The sequence below is a fragment of the Pseudomonas sp. SMV7 genome, assembly GCF_052041995.1.
Taxonomy (GTDB): domain Bacteria; phylum Pseudomonadota; class Gammaproteobacteria; order Pseudomonadales; family Pseudomonadaceae; genus Aquipseudomonas.
This window is the reverse complement of sequence record NZ_JBKGGT010000003.1, coordinates 204,912-225,418: the sequence shown is the minus strand read 5'-3', so window position 1 is coordinate 225,418 and position 20,507 is coordinate 204,912. Positions and strand designations below refer to the sequence as shown.

The window sequence follows — 20,507 nt, the reverse complement described above, 5'->3', positions numbered from 1 at the left end:
CCTGATTACGGTCCAAACCTCACCACCTGCAAAGGGAGTGATGCCGTGAAAAACGCCGAAACGCCCGTGTTCAAGCTGGTCCTGTTCGGGCCTGAAAACAGCCTGGGCTATGCCTTGATGGTAGAGCTGCTGTCGCGCCAGCACGAAGTCACGGCCGTGGTGAATGACCTGAACCGCCACGCGCCGCGCCCGGGCCTGCATTTCAAGATAGGCGGGCTGGGCGATGCCGACCAGGCGGAACAGGGTGCGGCAGGCGGTTCGGCGGTGATTGCCCTGTTATCGACACTGGCGCCGGGCGACCTGCCAGGCCAGGCGCGCATGAGCGAGGCGCTGGTGGCTGGGCTCAAGCGCACGACTATACGCCGGCTGTTGCTGGTGGGCGATTTCGATGTGCTGGACAAGCCGGCCAAGCACAGTGAGGCGGAGCAGAAATGCATGGACCAGATGGTCGATGGGTTGCAGCGCAGCGCCTTGCAGTGGACATTGATCAATTCGCCGCCGGAGCTGCCAGGGTTGGGGATGGAGCATTTTCGCAGTACCGAGGGCACGCTGGAGCCTGGGTTGGCAGAACCGTTGCGGCACTTGGCGAGGATCGCGGCGGGAATGGTGGATATGCTGGAACTGGATTTGCACCGGGGCGAGCATCTGAACTTTGTGGTCTAGATTGCCGGGGCTGCTGCGCAGCGGCCTCAAGATCTCAAAGACTGCGCTCCCGCTCCAGCCAATCCACAAATCGCTCTATCAACGCCCCACGCCGCTTGCGCGGCGGCAACACTGCGTAATACCCACGCGCCGAACGCAAACTCCCTTCCAGAGGTCGACACAACAGCCCTTGCTCAACCAACCCGTCCACCAGATGCCCCCAGCCAATCGCCACGCCCTGGCCGGCGATCGCCGCCTGAATCAGCAAGGTATAGTTATCAAACCGCAGCTGCCCCGGCGGCGGCGGGCTGGCCACGCCAAACCCACGAAACACCCCCGCCCAGTCGAACCAGCGGCTGGCCTGCTCGCCCTTCAGGTGCAACAACGGCAATCGTTGCAAAGCCTCGGCTGACAAGGGTTTGCCATGAATCAGCCGCGGGCTGCAGACCGGAAAAACCTCTTCATCGAACAGCCAGCGGCTCTCGCCCTGGTGGAAGCGCCCGTCACCAAACAGCACTGCCACATCAATGTCCGGGCGCAACATGCCCTGGCTGCGTTCACCCGTCACCAGGCTTACATCAACCTGTGGATAAGCCTGGTGAAAGCGCTGCAACCGTGGCATCAGCCAGAACGCCGCAAAAGCGAAGTCGGTCGCTACCTGCAGCACCTCGCGCTGGCCTTTCCCGCAGACTTCAGCGACGCCGTCATCCATGGCCTGCAGGGCCTGATGCACCTGTTCGAACAACACCTGGCCAGCTTCGGTCAGCTCGATGCCCCGGTAAATGCGGTCGAACAAGCGCGTGCCCAACTGAGCCTCCAGCCGTTTGACCTGCTGGCTCACCGCCGGCTGCGTGGTGCCCAGCTCCAGCGCCGCAGCAGTGAAGCCACGCAGCCGCGCAGCGGCCTCGAACACGCGCAAGGTATCCAGCGACAAATCGGCGAGATGGTCAAACATAAGTCTGGCTAATCCTGGTCATTGTTCGCCATGGGCTTTACCCATGTTATCCACAGTCGCATCTTGGTAGGCAAGCGGTTCGCATAACTCTCAACGATGGAAGCCACCATGACGCGCCCGAATATCCTGTTCATCATGGCCGACCAGATGGCCGCGCCCTTGCTGCCGATCTACGCCCCTTCGCCGATCCAGATGCCACATCTGAGCCGCCTGGCCGAGCAGGCGGTGGTGTTCGACGCCGCCTACTGCAACAGCCCATTGTGCGCCCCGTCCCGTTTCACCCTGGTCAGCGGCCAGTTGCCCAGCCGCATCGGCGCCTACGACAACGCCGCCGACTTCCCCGCCGATGTGCCGACCTACGCCCACTACCTGCGCCGCCTGGGCTACCGCACCGCACTGTCGGGCAAGATGCACTTCTGTGGCCCGGACCAGTTGCATGGCTACGAAGAACGTCTGACCAGCGATATCTACCCGGCAGACTACGGCTGGGCGGTGAACTGGGATGAACCGGATGTGCGCCCAAGCTGGTATCACAACATGTCCTCGGTGCTGCAGGCCGGCCCGTGCGTGCGTACCAACCAGCTGGATTTCGACGAAGAAGTGCTGTTCAAGGCGCGCCAGTACCTGTACGACCACGTTCGCGAAAACCATGGCCGACCGTTCTGCCTGACCGTGTCGATGACCCACCCGCACGACCCGTACACCATCCCCAGGCGCTACTGGGATCGCTACGAGGGTGTGGATATCCCCATGCCCCGCGCCGAGTTCGCGCAGGCGGAACTCGACCCCCACTCGCAGCGCCTGCTGAAGGTCTACGACCTGTGGAACAAGCCATTGCCGATGGACAAGATCCGCGATGCTCGCCGCGCCTACTTCGGCGCTTGCAGCTACATCGACGACAACATCGGCCAGCTGCTGCAAACCCTCGAGGAATGCGACCTGGCCAACAACACCGTGATCGTGTTCTCCGGCGACCACGGCGACATGCTCGGTGAGCGGGGCCTCTGGTACAAGATGCACTGGTTCGAGATGTCGGCGCGGGTGCCGCTGCTGATACACGCGCCGAAGCGTTTCGCCGCAGGCCGCGTGGACGCCTCGGTGTCGACCTGCGACTTGCTGCCGACGCTGGTGGAACTGGCTGGCGGGTCTGTGGATAAAAACCTGCACCTGGACGGCCGCTCGCTGCTTGGCCACTTGCAAGGGCAGGGTGGCCACGACGAAGTCATCGGCGAGTACATGGCCGAAGGCACGGTCGGGCCGCTGATGATGATCCGCCGCGGGCCGTACAAGTTCGTGTACAGCGAAGACGACCCATGCCTACTCTATGACCTGAGCCGCGACCCGCACGAGCGGGAGAACCTCACCAGCAGCCCGGATCATCAGGCGCTGCTGCAGGCATTTGTCGATGAAGCACAGCAACGCTGGGATATCCCCAGCCTGCGCCAGCAAGTGCTGGCCAGCCAGCGCCGCCGCCGCCTGGTGGCCGAGGCGCTGGCCATCGGCAAGCTGAAAAGCTGGGACCACCAACCCTGGGTGGACGCCAGCCAACAGTACATGCGCAACCACATCGATCTCGACGACCTCGAGCGCAAGGCACGTTATCCACAGCCCGCACCCTTGGAATGAGTAAAGAGAGGCCGCCATGCATAAGTTCTCCGCCGCCGTGTTCGCCCTGGCCATGAGCCTGGGCGTGGGCACCGCTTACGCCGCCGACAGCGACACGCAATGCACTACCGTTAAATTGGCCGACCCGGGCTGGAGCGACATCGCCTCGACCAACGCCGTGGCCCGCCTGCTGCTGGAAAGCCTGGGTTACCAGGTCAAGATCGACAGCCTGGCTGTACCGATCATCTATGGCGGCCTCAAAGATGGCCGCATCGATGCCTTCCTCGGTAACTGGATGCCTGCGCAACAGGGCTTTCATGACAAGTTCATCGCCAATGGCGACGTAAAGCAGCTGTCGCGCAACCTGGAAGGAACCGAGTTCACCCTGGCAGTGCCCGATTATGTGTGGAATGCCGGAGTGAAGGACTTTGTCGACCTGCAGAAACACGCCGACCAGTTCGACAAGAAGCTTTACGGGATTGGCTCCGGGGCCCCGGCCAACCTGTCGCTGAAGGAAATCATCGACAAGAATGAATTCAACCTTGGCCAGTGGAAACTGGTGGAGTCAAGCGAACAGGCAATGCTGGCGCAGGTCGACCGGGCGGTGAAAAAACAGCAGTTCATCACCTTCCTTGGCTGGACCCCGCACCCGATGAACGTGAAGCTGAAAATGCATTACCTGACCGGTGGGGAACAGTGGTTCGGCAGCAAAGGCGACGTCTATACCTTGACCCGCAAGGGTTATCCACAAGCCTGCCCGAATGCGGCGAAGCTGCTGGAGAACCTGAAGTTCACCCTGGATATGGAGAACACCATCATGGCTGAGGTTGTGGACAAGAAGATCAGCGTCGACGAAGCGGCCAAGGCCTGGGTGAAGGCACATCCCGAAGTGCTGGATCAGTGGTTGGCCGGGGTCAGCAGCAAAGGTGGCGAGGATGCTGCCAAAGCAGTAAAAACCAAGCTCTAAACCGATCCTGTGGGAGCGGGTTCACCCACGGATGCGTTAGAGCATGCGCGGGTAAACCCGCCCCCACGGGGGACAGTGCATCTTCGGAAACCTGGATATCGCATGCATCGCCTCGCCCACCTGCTGCCCTTCCTCACCTGGTTGCCGCGCCAATCGGGCCGCAGCCTGCGTCAGGACCTGCTGGTGGGCCTGAGCGGTGCCATCCTCGCCCTGCCACAATCCATCGCCTATGCCCTGATCGCCGGCCTGCCTGCCGAATACGGCCTGTACGCCGCCATCGTGCCGGTGCTGATCGCCTGCCTGTGGGGCTCGTCCTGGCACCTGATCTGTGGCCCGACCGCCGCCATTTCCATCGTGCTCTACGCCAGCATCAGCCCGCTGGCCGTGGCCGGCAGCGCCGACTACGTAACCCTGGTACTACTGCTGACCTTCCTTGGCGGCCTCTTCCAGTTGCTGCTTGGGCTCTTGCGCTTCGGCGCGCTGGTCAACTTCGTCTCCCATTCCGTGGTGCTTGGCTTCACCCTGGGCGCTGCCATCGTCATTGCCCTGGGCCAGTTACCCAACCTGCTGGGCATGGACCTGCCCAGCCAGGCCACTGCGCTGAAGACCGTGCAGGACCTGGCCAACCACGCCGGTGAGGTAGACTTGCCTTCCTTGGTGCTGGGCCTGGCCACCGTGGTGATCGGCGTGGTGTTCAAGCTCTGGCGCCCACGCTGGCCGAGCCTGTTGCTCAGCCTGATGCTGGTCAGCCTGCTGGCCTGGTTGCTGCCCGGCGTGTTTGGCCATGTGCCGCGCGTGCCAGCGTTCACCGGCCAGCTACCGCCGTTCAGCCCGCTGCCCTTGCTGGATGTGGAGCTGATCCTGCGCCTGCTGCCCAGTGCCGTGGCGGTGGGCATGCTCGGGTTGGTTACCAGTCTGTCGATCGCCCGCTCGTTGTCAGCACGTTCGGAGCAGTTGGTCGATGCAGACCAGGAAATACGCGCACAGGGCCTGTCGAACATCGTCGGTGCGTTTTTCTCCGGTTACCTGTCTTCCGGCTCCTTCACCCGCTCCGGGCTGAGTTATGACGCTGGCGCCCGCTCGCCCCTGGCCGGGGTGTTTTCGGCGCTGTGGGTGGCGCTGTTCGCCGTTGCCGGGGCCGGGCTGATTGCGCATCTGCCGATACCGGCCATGGCCGGCAGCATTCTGCTGATCTGCTGGGGGTTGGTGGACCACCGCGCGATTCGCGCGCTGTTCCGGGTCAGCCGTTCGGAATTCCTGGTCATGGCACTGACGGCGGCAGCGACGTTGTTGCTGGAGCTGCAGACGGCGATCTATGCAGGGGTGCTGGCGTCGCTGTTCTTCTATCTGAAGCGTACCTCGCGGCCACGGGTTCAGCAGAGCCGTGAAGGCGAGGCGGATGTGCTGCGAGTCGGCGGGTCGATATTCTTTGGTGCCGCGCATTACCTGCAGGTGCGCTTGCAGCGCTGCCAGGGGCCGCATGTGGTGATCGACGCGCGGCAAGTGAACTTCATCGATTACTCGGGTGTGGATATGTTGCACCGCGAGGCGCGGCGGCTGCGCCGGGCAGGGGGGAGCCTGACACTGCATCGGGCCAGGCCGCAGGTGATCGAGGAATTGCAGAAGCTGGAAGGGGCGGAGCTGTGTCCGATCCGGTTTGAGGAGTGAGCTTGGGTTGATATTTTGGGGCTGCTACGCAGCCCCGCGATTTCAGCCCCGAGCGAGCTGTCGGCGCAGTTCAGCCAAAACAGGCGCCGTATCCGGACGCACCCCACGCCAGACGAAGAATGCCTCAGCCGCCTGCTCAGCCAGCATCCCCAGCCCATCCAGCACTTTTGCCGCCCCCAGCTTCTGCGCCCACTGACAAAACGGTGTCGGCTCTTTGCCATACATCATGTCGTAGCAAACCGTGCGACCCGCTTCGACCAAGCTGTCGGCAATCGGCGGCAACTCGCCGGCCAGGCTCGCCGAGGTGGCATTGATGATCACATCCACCGGCTCCTGCAACCAGGCGAAACCGCTGGCCACCACCGGCCCTAGCGCATCGAACTCCCGCGCCAACTGCTCGGCCTTTTCCACGGTGCGGTTGGCAATGACCAGCGACTGCGGCTTGTGCGCCAGGAGCGGCTCCAGCACGCCACGCACGGCGCCGCCAGCACCGAGGATCAGGATGCGCTTGCCTGCCAACTCGACCCCGGCATTCACCGTCAGGTCACGCACCAGGCCAGCGCCATCGGTGTTGTCGCCCTGCAGCGTACCGTCGGCCAGCTTGCTCAGCGTATTCACCGCGCCGGCGCGCTGGGCGCGTGGGGTCAGGCTGTCGCACAGGCGGTAGGCCTCTTCCTTGAACGGCACGGTGACATTGGCGCCGCTGCCTTGCTTGAAAAAGCCGCGTGCACAATCGCTGAACTCGTCCAACGGCGCCAGCAGGGTAGCGTATTCCAGGTCCTCACCGGTCTGCTTGGCAAACAGGCGGTGGATCAGCGGCGACTTGCTGTGGCCGACGGGGTTACCGAAAACGACGTACTGGTCCATGGCGGTTCCTTCGTTGTGCACAGGCTTACTGGCCGAGCCAGTCACGGTCCTGCAGGAAATATTCAGTCAGGCGTGCTTCCTCGCTGCCGGGCACGGCCTTCCAGTCGTAGCCCCAGCGGACCTGCGGCGGCAGCGACATGAGAATGGACTCGGTACGCCCGCCCGATTGCAGACCGAACAGGGTGCCACGGTCGTAGACCAGGTTGAACTCCACATAGCGGCCACGGCGGTATTCCTGGAACTCGCGCTGTTGCGGGGTGTATGGCGTGTTCTTGCGACGCTGGACGATCGGCAGGTAGGCGTTGATGTAGGCATCGCCAATGGCGCGCACGAAGGCAAAGCAGGTATCGAAGTCCCATTCGTTCAGGTCATCGAAGAACAGCCCGCCAATACCGCGCGGCTCGCCACGGTGCTTGAGATGGAAGTAACGGTCGCACCAGGCCTTGTAGCGCGGGTACACGTCGGCACCGAACGGCGCGCAGGCCTGCTCGGCCACGCGGTGCCAGTGGATACAGTCTTCCTCGTTGCCGTAATAGGGGGTCAGGTCGAAACCTCCGCCGAACCACCACACGGCTTCTTCACCTTCCTTTTCGGCAATGAAGAAGCGCACGTTGGCGTGGGAGGTAGGCACATGCGGGTTGTGCGGGTGGATCACCAGCGACACGCCCAGGGCCTCGAAGCCACGCCCCGCCAGTTCGGGGCGATGGGCGCTGGCCGACGGCGGCAGGCCGGCACCGAATACGTGAGAGAAATTGACCCCGCCTTTCTCGATCACCTTGCCGTCGCCGATCACCCGTGTACGGCCGCCGCCACCGGCCTCGCGCACCCAGGCGTCCTCGACGAAGCAGGCACCGCCGTCTTCTGTTTCGAGGGCAGAGCAGATGCGGTCTTGCAGGTCGAGCAGATAGGCTTTCACGGCCTCGGTGCGGCTAGTCATCGGGTCACCAGGAACGGGCAGGGAATAATTCGCCGCGTAGCATACCACCGCCAGCGCGCGTGCCGCAGTTGACGGCGATCAAGCAAAGGCGTCCGATAGAAGGCCTTTCCCGATCCCGACTACAGGAGTGCGAGATGGCCAAGCGTATCCAGTTCAGCCAGCATGGCGGCCCGGAAGTGCTGCAGTTTGTGGAATTCGAACCCGCTCCGCCCGGGCCGCAGCAGGTGCGTGTGCGTAACCATGCGATCGGCCTGAACTTCATCGACACCTACTACCGCAGCGGGCTGTATGCACCGCCATCGCTGCCCTCCGGGCTGGGTACCGAGGCGGCGGGTGTGGTCGAGGCGGTGGGCGAGGGCGTGACCCGCCTGAAGGTCGGCGACCGCGTCGCCCATGCCGGTGGCCCGCTGGGTGCGTACAGCGAAGTGCATACACTGCCGGAGGCCAACCTGGTCAAACTGCCTGACAACATCAGCTTCGAGCAGGCGGCGGCGGTGATGCTCAAGGGATTGACCGTACAGTACCTGTTGAAGCAGACCTACGCGGTGAAGCCAGGCGACGTGATCCTGTTCCATGCAGCGGCCGGCGGCGTGGGTTCGTTGGCGTGCCAGTGGGCCAAGGCGCTGGGGGCCAAGCTGATCGGCACCGTCAGTTCTGCCGAGAAAGCCGCACGGGCCAAGACGCTGGGGGCGTGGGCGACCATCGACTACAGCCATGAGGACGTGGCCAAGCGGGTGTTGGAGCTGACTGACGGCAAGAAATGCCCGGTGGTGTATGACGGGGTGGGCGCCGACACCTGGCTGACCTCGCTGGACTGCCTGCAGCCGCGTGGTTTGATGGTAAGTTTCGGCAATGCCTCGGGCGCGGTGAGCGGGGTGAACCTGGGCATCCTGGCGCAGAAGGGTTCGCTGTACGTGACCCGGCCGACCCTGGCGAGCTATGCCAACAATGCCGAGAACACCCAGGCCATGGCTGATGATCTGTTTGCGATGATTGGCAGTGGCAAGCTGGTTGTGGATATCCAGCAGCGGTACCCGCTGAGCGAGGCGGCCAAGGCGCAGGCGGAGCTGTCGGCGCGCAGGACGGTGGGGTCGACGGTATTGTTGCCTTGATTGGTTGGGAGTGCGTTAGGGCGACGATGTGTACGCCTTGCGGTTTGCAGCGCCTGTGAGACTGAGTGCCGCGCGGACGGCGCTCGGTCTCACAGGCGCTGCAAATCCAAAGGCAAGGCAAGCCCTGGCCAGCGCTATCAGCCCGGACGCACAACCTCGCCAGTTGCCAGGTTACGAATCACGCTCGGGTTCTTCCGCCCACCCAACGCCCCACCCAGCACCAGGTCCAGCTGGCCATGGAAGTACTGCTCCACCCGCAGTCGGGTCTTGGCCGCCGGGCGGCCGCCGGGGTTGCACGAGGTCGAAATCAATGGCCCCACCAATGCACACAGCTCCCGCACCAACGGGTGGTCGCTGACCCGCAGCGCCACCGTGTCATGCTGCCCGGTCACCCACTCTGGCAACAGGTCCTGATGCGGCACCAACCACGTGTTCGGCCCCGGCCAGGTGCTGCCCATGCGGTCTATCCAGTCTTCGGGGAAATCCTCGAACAGGAAGTCGAACTGGCGGATGTTGTCGGCTACCAGGATCAACCCTTTATCTACAGGCCGCGACTTCAGCGCCAGCAGGCGATACACCGCGTCCTCGTTCCACGGGTCGCAGCCCAGGCCCCAGACCGCTTCCGTCGGGTAGGCGATCACCGCGCCCGCCCGGATTTCACGTGCGGCTTGTTGCACTCGAAAACTGCTAACCATTTCTGTCACTCCACCTGTCAAACTTGCTTGCGAGCAGTGTACTTAGCCCGCGCGGGCAAACCAACGTCCGGCTTCATTGCTGACCCGGCCTTCCAGCTCGAGTTCGGTAAGCTGCGCCAGCACATCGGCCAGCGGCTGCTCGCTGCAATGCGCCAGGCTTTCGCTGGTCTGTGGTGCAGCATGCAACAGGGCAAGCAGCGGATGGTCGAACTTGTCCACAACCGCTGGCGGCAGATTTTGCCAGCCCTGCAGGCTCTCCAGAATCTGTTCCACACTTTCCACCAACAGTGCGCCGTCACGGATCAACTGGTGGCAACCCCTGGCCCCTGGGTGGTGAATGGAGCCGGGGATGGCATACACCTCGCGCCCTTGCTCGGCCGCCAGGCGTGCAGTGATCAACGAACCACTGGCCAGGCTTGCCTCGACAACCAGCACCCCCAGCGACAGGCCGCTGATGATGCGATTGCGCCGCGGGAAGTTTCCCGGCAAGGGCTCGGCATCCAGCGGGTATTCGGAGACCAGCGTGCTGCCATTTTCGATCATCGCCTGCGCGAGTGCCTTGTGGCGCTGTGGATAAAGTTTTTGCAGCCCCGTACCGAGCACGCCGATCGTACTTCCTCCGGCCTGCAATGCGGCCCGATGAGCGGCACCATCGATACCCACGGCCAGCCCGCTGGTGATGGTAAAACCGGCTTGCGCCAGGTAACGGGAAAATGCACCAGCGTTGTCGATTGCCGGGGGTGAAGCACGCCTGCTACCCACGATCGCCAACTGCGGGCGCTCGAGCAAGGCCGGCTCACCAGCGACGAAAAGCAACGGCGGAGCATCGTCGATCTCGGCCAGTAACGGCGGGTAGCCAGGGCCGTCCCACATCAACAAATGCTGGCCAGGGCCCTCTAGCCAGGCCATTGCAGCCAATGCGCCGTCCCGTACTTCGGCGCTGCGCCGGGCATCGATGGTGGCCTGCGGTATGCCCAGTGCACGCCAGGCACCGGCCGGTGCGCACAGAGCTGACGAGGCACTGCCAAAGGTTTTCAGCAGGCTGCGAAAACGTCGCAATCCGGTTTCCGGCAGGCGGTGCAGGCGCAATCGGGCCTCCAGTTCCGCAGGAGGAATAGGCGACGAATGGTAATTAGGCATGGGGATCATCCTTGATCGAAACGGGGCCATCGACGTGGCACAAGTTGTGGATAACTTTGTTGATAACACTTTGACAACCTGTCCATCGAACCGGCTATAAGCGGGCCTTGAAAATCCTAGTCGAGCTTTGCCAGGTGCTGAAATCCCCGTTTCCCTTTATTATGTGTGCTCAGTTTTCAACCGAACGCACAGTGACCGCCTGACCTTATGGCCATCTTGAACATTCTCGAATTCCCGGACCCGCGCCTGCGCACCATCGCCAAACCGGTGACGGAGTTCGACGACGCTCTGCACCAGCTGATCGACGACATGTTTGAAACCATGTACGAAGCCCCCGGCATCGGCCTCGCCGCCACCCAGGTGAATGTGCACAAGCAGGTGGTGGTCATGGACCTCAGCGAAGACCGCAGCGAGCCGCGGGTCTTCATCAACCCCACGGTCGAAGAGCTGACCCATGACATGGGCCAGTACCAGGAAGGCTGCCTGTCGGTACCGGGTTTCTATGAGAACGTCGATCGTCCGCTGCGTGTGCGGGTCAAGGCCCAGGACCGCGACGGCAAGCCCTACGAGCTGGAATGCGAAGGCCTGCTGGCGGTGTGCGTGCAGCACGAATTCGATCACCTCAACGGCAAGCTGTTCGTCGATTACCTGTCGCAGCTCAAGCGCGACCGGATCAAGAAGAAGCTGGAAAAGCAGCACCGCCAGCAAGCCTGATCCCGACCTTCCAGAAGGCTTGCTCCGGCAAGCCTTTTTCTTTTTTGAAGCGAGAACTCCATGCGCATCGTCTTTGCAGGCACTCCAGAGTTTGCCGCCGAACACCTCAAGGCCCTGCTCGACAGCCCGTACGAGATCGTGGCCGTCTACACCCAGCCCGACCGCCCCGCCGGCCGTGGCCAGAAGCTCATGCCGAGCGCAGTCAAGGCACTGGCCGTGGCCCATGATATTCCGGTGCTGCAGCCGCCGACGCTGCGCAATGCCGAGGCCCAGGCCGAGCTGGCCGCGCTGAAGCCAGACCTGATGGTGGTGGTGGCCTATGGCCTGATCCTGCCGCAGGCGGTGCTGGATATCCCGCGCCTGGGTTGCATCAACAGCCACGCCTCGCTGTTGCCACGCTGGCGCGGTGCCGCACCGATCCAGCGCGCCGTGGAAGCCGGCGACGCCGAGAGCGGTGTGACCGTGATGCGCATGGAAGCAGGCCTCGACACCGGCCCGATGCTGCTCAAGGTGGTCACCCCGATCAGTGCCGAAGACACCGGCGGCAGCCTGCATGACCGCCTCGCCGCAATGGGCCCGCCCGCCGTGGTGCAGGCCATCGCCGGCCTGGCCGACGGCTCGCTGCAGGGAGAACTGCAGGACGATAGCCTGGCCACCTATGCGCACAAGCTGAACAAGGACGAAGCCCGCATTGACTGGAGCCGCCCGGCGGTCGAGCTGGAGCGCCTGATCCGTGCTTTCAACCCATGGCCGGTTTGCCACAGCACCCTCGATGGCGAGAGCGTGAAAGTACTGGCCGCCAGCCTGGCCGCCGGCCAGGGTGCGCCGGGCGAGATCCTGTCGGCCAGCAAGGACGGCCTGGTGGTCGCCTGCGGTGACCAGGCGCTGAGCCTCACCCGCCTGCAGCTGCCCGGCGGCAAGGCCTTGAACTTCAGCGACCTGTTCAACAGCCGCCGCGAGAAATTCGCCAGTGGCAAGGTGCTGGGCCAATGAACCCACGCCTCGCTGCCGCCCGCGCCCTGGCCGCCGTACTCAGCGGCAAAGCCTCGCTGAACAGCTCGCTGCCGGCGCAGCTGGACAAGGTCGATGAGCGCGACCGTGGCCTGACCCAGGACCTCGCCTTTGGCACCGCACGTTGGCAACCGCGCCTCGATCTGCTGGCCGCGCAGCTGCTGCAGAAGCCGTTCAAAGCCGCTGACGCCGATGTCCAGGCGCTGTTGCTGGTCGGTTTGTATCAGCTGTTCTACAGCCGTATTCCGGCGCATGCCGCCATCGGCGAAACCGTGGGTTGTGCCGACAAGCTGAAGAAACCCTGGGCCAAGGGTTTGCTCAATGCCGTGCTGCGTCGCGCCCAACGCGAGGGCGAGGAACTGCTGGCTGGAATGGAGCGTGACCCGGTGGTGCGCACCGCCCATCCACGCTGGCTGCAAAAATCGCTGAAAGCCTTCTGGCCGGAGCAGTGGGAAGCCATCTGCGCCGCCAATAACGCCCACCCGCCGATGATCCTGCGGGTCAACCGTCGACACCACAGCCGCGACGCCTACCTGGCGCTGCTGGCCGAGGCGGGCATTGGCGCCAGCGCCTGCCAGTACAGCCGTGACGGCATCGTGCTGGCCGAAGCCTGCGATGTGCGTGGCCTGCCGGGCTTTGCAGAAGGCTGGGTGAGCGTGCAGGACGAAGCCGCGCAGCTGTCCGCCGACCTGCTGGAGCTGGCCCCCGGCCAGCGCGTGCTGGATGCCTGCTGCGCACCCGGCGGCAAGACCTGCCACTTGCTGGAGGCCGAAACTGGGCTGGCCCAGGTGGTGGCCATCGACCTCGAAGCCAAGCGCCTGAGCCGGGTGCGCGAGAACCTCGACCGCCTCCAGCTCGACGCTGAGCTGATCGCCTGCGACGCCCGCGACACCGCCAACTGGTGGGATGGCAAGCCGTTCCAGCGCATCCTGCTCGACGCACCGTGCTCGGCCACCGGCGTGATCCGCCGGCACCCGGACATCAAGCTGACCCGCCAGGCCGAAGACATTCCGGCCTTGGCCACGCTGCAGGGCGAACTCCTCGACGCCCTGTGGCCGACCCTGGAAGTCGGCGGCATGCTGCTGTATGCCACTTGCTCCAGCCTGCCTACCGAGAACACCGAAGTGATCGACGCGTTCCTCGCCCGCACGCCTGGCGCCCGCGAGCTGGACCTGGCCACCACGGCCGGCCTGCGTCAGCCCCATGGCCGCCAGCTGCTGGCCCAGGAGGGCGGCCACGACGGCTTCTACTATGCCAAGCTGATCAAGATCGCCGCTTCGCGCGGATAGGAAAACAAGGTAGGGAGTAGCGGATGAAGATCATCATCCTCGGTGCAGGGCAGGTAGGCGGGACGCTGGCAGAGCACTTGGCGAGCGAAGCCAACGACATTACCGTGGTCGACACCGACGGCGACCGCCTGCGCGACCTGGGCGACCGCCTGGATATCCGCACCGTGCAGGGCCGCGGCTCGCTGCCCACGGTGCTGCGCCAGGCTGGCGCCGACGACGCCGACATGCTGGTGGCGGTGACCAATAGCGACGAGACCAACATGGTCGCCTGCCAGGTGGCCTATTCGCTGTTCCACACCCCGACCAAGATCGCCCGGGTGCGCGAATCGGCCTACCTTACCCGCGAAGAGCTGTTCGACAACGACCATATCCCGGTCGACGTGCTGATCAGCCCGGAACAGGTTGTGACCAACTACATCAAGCGCCTGATCGAACACCCCGGCTCGCTGCAGGTGATCGACTTTGCCGAAGGCAAGGCCCAGCTGGTGGCGGTAAAGGCCTACTACGGCGGCCCACTGGTAGGCCAGCAACTGCGCCAGATCCGTGCCCACATGCCCAATGTCGACACCCGCGTGGCGGCCATCTTCCGCCGCGACCGCCCCATCACGCCACGGGGTGACACGCTGATCGAGGCCGACGACGAAGTGTTCTTCATCGCCGCGAAGAAGGACATCCGCGCGGTCATGGGCGAACTGCGCCGCATCGACGAGACCAACAAGCGCGTGGTCATCGCCGGCGGCGGGCAGATCGGCGAGCGCCTGGCCGAAGCCATCGAAAGCCGTTACCAGGTGAAGATCATCGAGATGAGCCCGGCCCGTTGCCGGCACCTTTCCGACACCCTGGAAAGCACCGTGGTGCTGCAGGGCAGCGCCTCGGACAAGGACCTGATGCTCGAGGAGAACATCGCCGACGCCGACATCTTCCTGGCCCTGACCAACGATGACGAAGCCAACATCATGTCGTCGCTGCTGGCCAAGCGCCTGGGTGCGCGCAAGGTGATGACCATCATCAACAACCCGGCCTACGTCGACCTGGTGCAGGGCGGCGAGATCGACATCGCCATCAGCCCGCAGCTGGCCACCATCGGCACCCTGCTGGCGCATGTACGCCGGGGCGACATCGTCAGCGTGCACTCCCTGCGCCGCGGGGCGGCGGAAGCCATCGAGGCAGTGGCGCACGGGGATGCGAAGTCGAGCAAGGTGGTCGGCAAGGCCATCGAAGACATCGCCCTGCCGCCGGGCACCACCATCGGCGCGATCATTCGCGCCGAAGAGGTGATCATCGCCCACGACGACACCCGCATCGAATCAGGCGACCACGTGATCCTGTTCGTTGTGGATAAAAAGCATATCCGCGATGTGGAGAAGCTGTTCCACGTCGGCTTGAGTTTCTTCTAGGAAGACAAGGCATGCGCGAATCGCTGGAAAAGATGCTGGCCAAGGGTGTGGATAACCCTTTGCTGAGGTTTGGCCTGGGCAAGGCCTGGCTGGACGAGGGCAATGGCGCAGAAGCAGCCGTGCACCTGGCGCAGTGCGTGGAGCAGGACCCGAAATACTCGGCGGCGTGGAAGCTGCTGGGCAAGGCGTATCTGTTGCAGGGCGACCTGGCAGCGGCGCGCAAGGCCTGGGAGGAGGGGATCGTGGCGGCACAGGCGCACGGCGACAAACAGGCCGAGAAAGAGATGGCCGTGTTCCTCAAGAAGCTGAACAAGGCTTGAGGTAGCCGGGGCTGCCCTGCAGCCCATCGCGAAAGGGGGCGCGGAGCGCCCCCAGGATCTCAATACCAGCGCGGCTCCCCAGCCGGGCGCTTCTTGAAGCGTTTCATGCTCCACATGTACTGGCTCGGGTACTCGCGCACGTAACGCTCCACCACTTTGCTCATCGCCGCCGCCGATACCGTCACATCGGTGCTGTACATTTCCTCAGGTGCCGCTTCGAGGAACACCTTGAAGCCCGAACCGTCCGGCAAGCGCAGGGCATGCAGGAACACTCCCACCGCCTTGCCACCGGCCAGCATGTTCGGCACGAACTTGCTGGTCAGCGCCTGGGTCCCGAGAAACGGCACGAACACGCCAGCCGACTCCGCCGGTTCCGGGTCGGCAGGAATGCCCACCTGACCGCCACGGCGCACTTCTTTGATGACACTGAGAATGCCTTCCTTGGTCGAAGGCGCCACGCGGTTGCCCATCTGCACCCGCTGCTCACGCAGCAGGTCGTCCACCGCCTTGAGCTTCGGCGGGCGGTAGAAGATGATCGGTTTGCACTGGTTGCAGTAGAAGTGATTCAGCACTTCCCAGTTGCCCAGGTGGCTGGTGATGCCGACCACCCCCTTGCCCGAAGCCAGGGCCTGCTCCAGCACTTCCAGGCCATGCACTTCCTTGACCAGCGCCAGCGAGCGTTGCGGCGGCCAGATCCAGGCACAGGCACTTTCGACGAAGGATTTGCCGATATCTTTCAGCGCACGGCCGACCAGCTGCTCACGCTCGGCCGGGTCCATCTCGGGAAAACACTTGGCCAGGTTGATGCGCACGACATTGCGCGAGCCATTGGGGATTTTCCACATCAGCCAGCCGATACCCGCGCCAACGCGCTGCACAGCGCCCCAGGGCAGCTTGGCAAACAGACGCAGCACCCCGACCATCAGGGCGCCCTTGAACTTTTCCACAGGCGAATTCCTTATTTCAGCAAGGCGCGCATTGTAACCCCTCAGCGCAACAAGGCGGCGTAGCGATCGCAATCGGTGGTGTGGTCCATGACCATGCCGGTGGCCTGCATGAAGGCGTAGCAGATGGTCGGGCCGACGAAGGTGAAGCCGGCCTTCTGCAGGGCCTTGCTCATGGCCTTGGCCTCCTCGGTTACCGCTGGCACCTCGCTGCGGCTGGTGAAATGGTTGATCTTCGGTTGCCCGCCGACGAACGACCAGAGCCATTGCGCAGGGTTATCCACAGCCAGCCAGGCCTGGGCATTGCGCCGCGCGGCCTTGAGCTTGAGGCGGTTGCGGATGATGCCGGCGTCCTGCATCAGCGCTTCGATCCGCTCGTCGCTCATGGCCGCCAGTTGCACGGGATCGAAGCCATACAGCACCTCGCGATAACGCTCGCGTTTGCGCAAAACGGTGATCCAGGAAAGCCCGGCCTGGAACCCTTCGAGCAAAAGCATCTCGAACAGCAACGCCGGGTCGCGCTGGGGCGTTCCCCATTCCTGGTCATGGTAGGCCTGGTACAACGGATCGTCGGTACACCAAAAGCAGCGTGGCATAAGGCTCCAATGAGTAGAGGGCGAGGCGAATCAGGTTATACTCCCGCTCTTTACATCCGCATCCCCAGATACAGGTGAATTTCGTGAGCCAGCCTACGCCAGCCGTGCGTACCTTCCAAGACCTGATCCTCGCCCTGCAGAACTACTGGGCCGAGCAAGGTTGTGTGGTGCTTCAGCCCTACGATATGGAAGTAGGCGCCGGCACGTTCCACACCGCTACATTCCTGCGCGCAGTGGGTCCAGAAACCTGGAACGCCGCCTATGTGCAGCCTAGCCGTCGCCCTGCCGACGGGCGGTATGGCGAAAACCCCAACCGCCTGCAGCACTACTACCAGTTCCAGGTAGTACTGAAGCCGAACCCGGCCAACTTCCAGGAGCTGTACCTCGGCTCGCTGAAAGCCATTGGCCTGGACCCGCTGGTGCACGACATTCGCTTCGTCGAAGACAACTGGGAATCGCCGACCCTGGGCGCCTGGGGCCTGGGCTGGGAAATCTGGCTCAACGGCATGGAAGTCACCCAGTTCACCTATTTCCAGCAGGTGGGCGGCATCGAGTGCTACCCAGTCACCGGTGAAATCACCTACGGCCTGGAGCGCCTGGCCATGTACATCCAGGGCGTCGACTCGGTGTACGACCTGGTGTGGGCCGACGGCCCGTTCGGCAAGGTCACCTACGGCGACGTGTTCCACCAGAACGAAGTGGAGCAGTCGACCTACAACTTCGAACACGCCAACGTCGAGAAACTGTTCGAGCTGTTCGATTTCTACGAAAGCGAAGCCAACCGCCTGATCAAGCTGGAGCTGCCGCTGCCGACCTATGAAATGGTCCTGAAGGCCTCGCACACCTTCAACCTGCTGGACGCCCGCCGCGCCATCTCGGTAACCGAGCGCCAGCGCTACATCCTGCGTGTACGTACCCTGGCCCGGGACGTGGCGCAAAGCTATCTGCAAGCCCGTGCACGCCTGGGCTTCCCGATGGCCACCCCTGAACTGCGTGACGAAGTGTTGGCGAAGCTGGAGGCTGCACAATGAGTGCTCAAGATTTCCTGGTAGAACTGGGCACCGAAGAGCTGCCACCGAAAGCCCTGGCCAGCCTCGGCGAAGCCTTCCTGGCCGGCATCGAGAAAGGCCTGCAGGCCGCCGGCCTGAACTACACCGGCAAGCAGGTCTATGCCGCGCCGCGCCGCCTGGCCGTGCTGATCCGCCAGCTGGACGTGCAGCAGCCTGACCGCAGCATCAACATTGACGGCCCGCCCGTGCAGGCGGCATTCAACGCCGAAGGCGAGCCAACCCAGGCGGCCTTGGGCTTTGCCAAGAAGTGCGGCGTGGACCTGGCCGAAATCGACCAGAGCGGCCCCAAGCTGCGCTTCTCCCAGCACATTCCAGGCAAGGCCACTGCCGGCCTGCTGCCGACCATCGTCGAAGACTCGTTGAACGACCTGCCGATTCCCAAGCGCATGCGCTGGGCGGCCAGCCGTGAAGAGTTCGTACGCCCGACCCAATGGCTGGTGATGCTGCTGGGTGACCAGGTGGTCGACTGCACCATCCTGTCGCAGAAGGCTGGCCGCGAATCCCGTGGCCACCGCTTCCACCACCCGGAAAACGTGCTCATCACCACTCCGGGCAACTACGTCGAAGACCTGCGCAAAGCCTACGTGCTGGCCGACTTCGCCGAGCGCCGCGAGCTGATCAGCAAGCGTACCGCCGAGCTGGCCATGCAACAGGAAGGTACCGCCATCGTGCCGCCGGCGCTACTGGACGAAGTGACCGCCCTGGTCGAGTGGCCGGTACCGCTGGTGTGCTCGTTCGAGGAGCGTTTCCTCGAAGTGCCGCAAGAAGCCCTGATCACCACCATGCAGGACAACCAGAAGTACTTCTGCCTGCTGGACAGCGAAGGCAAGCTGTTGCCGCGCTTCATCACCGTGGCCAACGTCGAGAGCCGTGACCCGAAGCAGATCGTGCAGGGTAACGAGAAGGTCGTGCGTCCACGCCTGACCGACGCCGAGTTCTTCTTCAAGCAGGACAAGAAGCAGCCGCTGGAAACCTTCAACGAGCGCCTGAAGAACGTGGTCTTCCAGGCTCAGCTGGGTACCGTGTACGACAAGGCCGAGCGCGTTTCCAAGCTGTCTGCCTTCATCGCCCCGCTGATCGGCGGCAACGCCCAGCGCGCCGGGCGCGCCGGCCTGTTGTCGAAATGCGACCTGGCCACCGAGATGGTTGGCGAATTCCCTGAAATGCAGGGTGTCGCCGGTTACTACTACGCGCTCAACGACGGTGAGCCGGAAGACGTCGCCCTGGCCCTGAACGAGCAGTACATGCCGCGCGGTGCTGGCGCCGAGCTGCCGCAGACCCTCACCGGCGCTGCCGTGGCCATTGCCGACAAGCTCGATACCCTGGTCGGCATCTTCGGTATTGGCATGCTGCCCACCGGTAGCAAGGACCCGTACGCCCTGCGCCGTGCCGCCCTGGGTGTGCTGCGCATCCTGATCGAGAAGCAGCTGGACCTGGACCTGACCGCTGCGGTCGACTTCGCGGTCAAGCAGTACGGCGCCAAGGTCAAGGCTGCCGGCCTGGCCGAACAGGTGCTGGAGTTCATCTTCGACCGCCTGCGTGCGCGCTACGAAGACGAAGGCATCGACGTTGCTACCTACCTGTCGGTACGGGCCCTGCAGCCACGCTCGGCGCTGGACTTCGACCAGCGCGTGCAGGCTGTGCAGGCATTCCGCAAGCTGCCGGAAGCCGAGGCCCTGGCTGCGGTGAACAAGCGTGTTTCGAACTTGCTGAGCAAGGCCGAAGGCGCCATCGCCGAGCAGGTCGAGCCGAAGTACTTCGACAACGCCAACGAGTTCTCCCTGTACTCGGCCATCCAGCAGGCCGACCAGGCCGTGCAACCGATGGCAGCTGCACGCCAGTACAGCGAATCGCTGGCCCGCCTGGCAGCCCTGCGTGATCCGGTCGACGCCTTCTTCGAGGCGGTGATGGTCAACGCCGAGGATGCCAAGGTCCGTGCCAACCGTTATGCCCTGCTCAGCCGCCTGCGCGGCCTGTTCCTGGGCGTGGCCGACATCTCGCTGCTGGGGTAAGCCTTGAAACTGCTGATTCTCGACCGTGACGGGGTGATCAACCATGACTCCGACGCCTACATCAAGACGCTGGAAGAATGGGTTCCGATCCCTGGCTCGGTCGCAGCGATCGCGCAGTTGAGCAAGGCGGGCTGGACGGTGGCTGTCGCCACCAACCAGTCCGGCATTGCCCGCGGCTACTACCCGCTGGCCACCCTCGAGGCCATGCACACGCGCCTGCGCGAACTGGTGGCCGAGCAAGGTGGCGAGGTGGGCCTCATCGTGTATTGCCCGCACGGGCCGGACGAAGGCTGCGATTGCCGTAAACCCAAGCCTGGCATGCTGCGGGCAATTGCCGAGCATTACCAGGTCGGCCTTGAAGGCGTCTGGTTCGTCGGCGACAGCAAGGGTGACCTGGAGGCTGCCTTGGCTGTCGGTGCCCAACCGGTGTTGGTGAAAACCGGCAAGGGCGAGCGGACCCTGGAAAAAGGTGTCCCGGAAACTACACTGATTTTCGACGATCTGGCAGCTATCGCCAGAGAACTAATTTAAACAGTGCGCCTTCGGGCGCATTTTTCTCAGGCGGG

Annotated in this window: 20 protein-coding genes; 13 read left to right on the top strand and 7 right to left on the bottom strand. The window is 63.8% G+C overall.

Going from position 1 to position 20,507, the window contains the following annotated elements:
- Positions 1-45: 45 nt before the first annotated feature.
- On the top strand, positions 46-663 hold the full coding sequence (locus tag ACLEJP_RS05775) for an NAD(P)-dependent oxidoreductase (protein ID WP_440804833.1): 618 nt from the start codon (positions 46-48) through the stop codon (positions 661-663).
- 34 nt (positions 664-697) lie between these two features.
- On the opposite strand, the gene ACLEJP_RS05770 is transcribed toward ACLEJP_RS05775, so the two are convergent.
- Positions 698-1,597 carry a choline sulfate utilization transcriptional regulator gene (locus ACLEJP_RS05770; RefSeq protein ID WP_440804832.1) on the bottom strand — a complete coding sequence of 300 codons (900 nt, stop codon included), beginning with the start codon at positions 1,595-1,597 and terminating at the stop codon, positions 698-700.
- 108 nt (positions 1,598-1,705) lie between these two features.
- On the opposite strand from ACLEJP_RS05770, the gene betC reads away from it, so the two are divergent.
- The 3 genes from betC (at position 1,706) to ACLEJP_RS05755 (ending at position 5,837) form a co-directional block, all read left to right on the top strand.
- A complete protein-coding gene (gene betC / locus ACLEJP_RS05765; RefSeq protein ID WP_440804831.1) occupies positions 1,706-3,223 on the top strand; it encodes a choline-sulfatase in 1,518 nt (505 codons plus the stop codon).
- Positions 3,224-3,239: 16 nt separating this feature from the next.
- Entirely contained in the window at positions 3,240-4,169 is a 930-nt protein-coding gene (gene choX / locus ACLEJP_RS05760; RefSeq protein WP_440804830.1) for a choline ABC transporter substrate-binding protein, read from the top strand.
- 102 nt (positions 4,170-4,271) lie between these two features.
- Positions 4,272-5,837, top strand: a complete 1,566-nt coding sequence (locus tag ACLEJP_RS05755; RefSeq protein WP_440804829.1) for a SulP family inorganic anion transporter — start codon at positions 4,272-4,274, stop codon at positions 5,835-5,837.
- Positions 5,838-5,879: 42 nt separating this feature from the next.
- Here the strand turns inward: ACLEJP_RS05755 and aroE are convergent, their stop codons facing one another.
- Together aroE and hemF are read right to left on the bottom strand one after the other, a co-directional pair.
- A complete protein-coding gene (gene aroE, locus ACLEJP_RS05750) occupies positions 5,880-6,704 on the bottom strand; it encodes a shikimate dehydrogenase (RefSeq protein ID WP_440804828.1) in 825 nt (274 codons plus the stop codon).
- A gap of 25 nt (positions 6,705-6,729) precedes the next feature.
- Positions 6,730-7,641, bottom strand: a complete 912-nt coding sequence (gene hemF, locus ACLEJP_RS05745) for an oxygen-dependent coproporphyrinogen oxidase (protein ID WP_440804827.1) — start codon at positions 7,639-7,641, stop codon at positions 6,730-6,732.
- 134 nt (positions 7,642-7,775) lie between these two features.
- Here hemF and ACLEJP_RS05740 point away from each other — a divergent pair, with 134 nt between their 5' ends.
- A complete protein-coding gene (locus ACLEJP_RS05740) occupies positions 7,776-8,753 on the top strand; it encodes an NADPH:quinone reductase (RefSeq protein ID WP_440804826.1) in 978 nt (325 codons plus the stop codon).
- Positions 8,754-8,890: 137 nt separating this feature from the next.
- Here ACLEJP_RS05740 and ACLEJP_RS05735 read toward each other — a convergent pair whose 3' ends face one another.
- Together ACLEJP_RS05735 and dprA are read right to left on the bottom strand one after the other, a co-directional pair.
- The gene (locus ACLEJP_RS05735) at positions 8,891-9,448 is read right to left on the bottom strand and encodes an L-threonylcarbamoyladenylate synthase (RefSeq protein ID WP_225779847.1); all 558 of its coding nucleotides are present in this window, start codon (positions 9,446-9,448) and stop codon (positions 8,891-8,893) included.
- 42 nt (positions 9,449-9,490) lie between these two features.
- Positions 9,491-10,588: a DNA-processing protein DprA gene (gene dprA, locus ACLEJP_RS05730; RefSeq protein WP_440804825.1), complete on the bottom strand. Its 1,098-nt coding sequence runs from the start codon at positions 10,586-10,588 to the stop codon at positions 9,491-9,493.
- Positions 10,589-10,795: 207 nt separating this feature from the next.
- Here dprA and def point away from each other — a divergent pair, with 207 nt between their 5' ends.
- The 5 genes from def to ACLEJP_RS05705 are packed head-to-tail and all read left to right on the top strand — an operon-like array spanning position 10,796 to position 15,319.
- On the top strand, positions 10,796-11,302 hold the full coding sequence (gene def, locus ACLEJP_RS05725; protein WP_225779845.1) for a peptide deformylase: 507 nt from the start codon (positions 10,796-10,798) through the stop codon (positions 11,300-11,302).
- A 60-nt stretch (positions 11,303-11,362) separates the two neighbouring features.
- A complete protein-coding gene (gene fmt / locus ACLEJP_RS05720) occupies positions 11,363-12,295 on the top strand; it encodes a methionyl-tRNA formyltransferase (RefSeq protein WP_440804824.1) in 933 nt (310 codons plus the stop codon).
- The gene (gene rsmB, locus ACLEJP_RS05715) at positions 12,292-13,602 is read left to right on the top strand and encodes a 16S rRNA (cytosine(967)-C(5))-methyltransferase RsmB (protein ID WP_440804823.1); all 1,311 of its coding nucleotides are present in this window, start codon (positions 12,292-12,294) and stop codon (positions 13,600-13,602) included. Before fmt ends, rsmB begins: the two co-directional genes overlap by 4 nt.
- 23 nt (positions 13,603-13,625) lie before the next feature.
- Positions 13,626-14,999, top strand: coding sequence for a Trk system potassium transporter TrkA (gene trkA / locus ACLEJP_RS05710; RefSeq protein WP_440804822.1), 1,374 nt, complete (start codon positions 13,626-13,628; stop codon positions 14,997-14,999).
- An 11-nt stretch (positions 15,000-15,010) separates the two neighbouring features.
- The gene (locus tag ACLEJP_RS05705; RefSeq protein WP_440804821.1) at positions 15,011-15,319 is read left to right on the top strand and encodes a tetratricopeptide repeat protein; all 309 of its coding nucleotides are present in this window, start codon (positions 15,011-15,013) and stop codon (positions 15,317-15,319) included.
- A 59-nt stretch (positions 15,320-15,378) separates the two neighbouring features.
- Here ACLEJP_RS05705 and ACLEJP_RS05700 read toward each other — a convergent pair whose 3' ends face one another.
- The gene (locus ACLEJP_RS05700; RefSeq protein ID WP_170027565.1) at positions 15,379-16,266 is read right to left on the bottom strand and encodes a lysophospholipid acyltransferase; all 888 of its coding nucleotides are present in this window, start codon (positions 16,264-16,266) and stop codon (positions 15,379-15,381) included.
- 41 nt (positions 16,267-16,307) lie between these two features.
- Positions 16,308-16,859 (bottom strand): DNA-3-methyladenine glycosylase I, encoded by a 552-nt coding sequence (locus ACLEJP_RS05695; RefSeq protein WP_440804820.1) that lies wholly within the window; start codon positions 16,857-16,859, stop codon positions 16,308-16,310.
- 83 nt (positions 16,860-16,942) lie between these two features.
- On the opposite strand from ACLEJP_RS05695, the gene glyQ reads away from it, so the two are divergent.
- The 3 genes from glyQ to gmhB are packed head-to-tail and all read left to right on the top strand — an operon-like array spanning position 16,943 to position 20,472.
- Positions 16,943-17,890 carry a glycine--tRNA ligase subunit alpha gene (glyQ, locus tag ACLEJP_RS05690; RefSeq protein WP_023377955.1) on the top strand — a complete coding sequence of 316 codons (948 nt, stop codon included), beginning with the start codon at positions 16,943-16,945 and terminating at the stop codon, positions 17,888-17,890.
- Complete coding sequence (gene glyS / locus ACLEJP_RS05685; RefSeq protein WP_440804819.1) at positions 17,887-19,941, top strand: glycine--tRNA ligase subunit beta; 2,055 nt, start codon at positions 17,887-17,889, stop codon at positions 19,939-19,941. Before glyQ ends, glyS begins: the two co-directional genes overlap by 4 nt.
- Before the next feature lie 3 nt (positions 19,942-19,944).
- Positions 19,945-20,472 (top strand): D-glycero-beta-D-manno-heptose 1,7-bisphosphate 7-phosphatase, encoded by a 528-nt coding sequence (gene gmhB, locus ACLEJP_RS05680; protein ID WP_440804818.1) that lies wholly within the window; start codon positions 19,945-19,947, stop codon positions 20,470-20,472.
- Positions 20,473-20,507 lie beyond the last annotated feature (35 nt).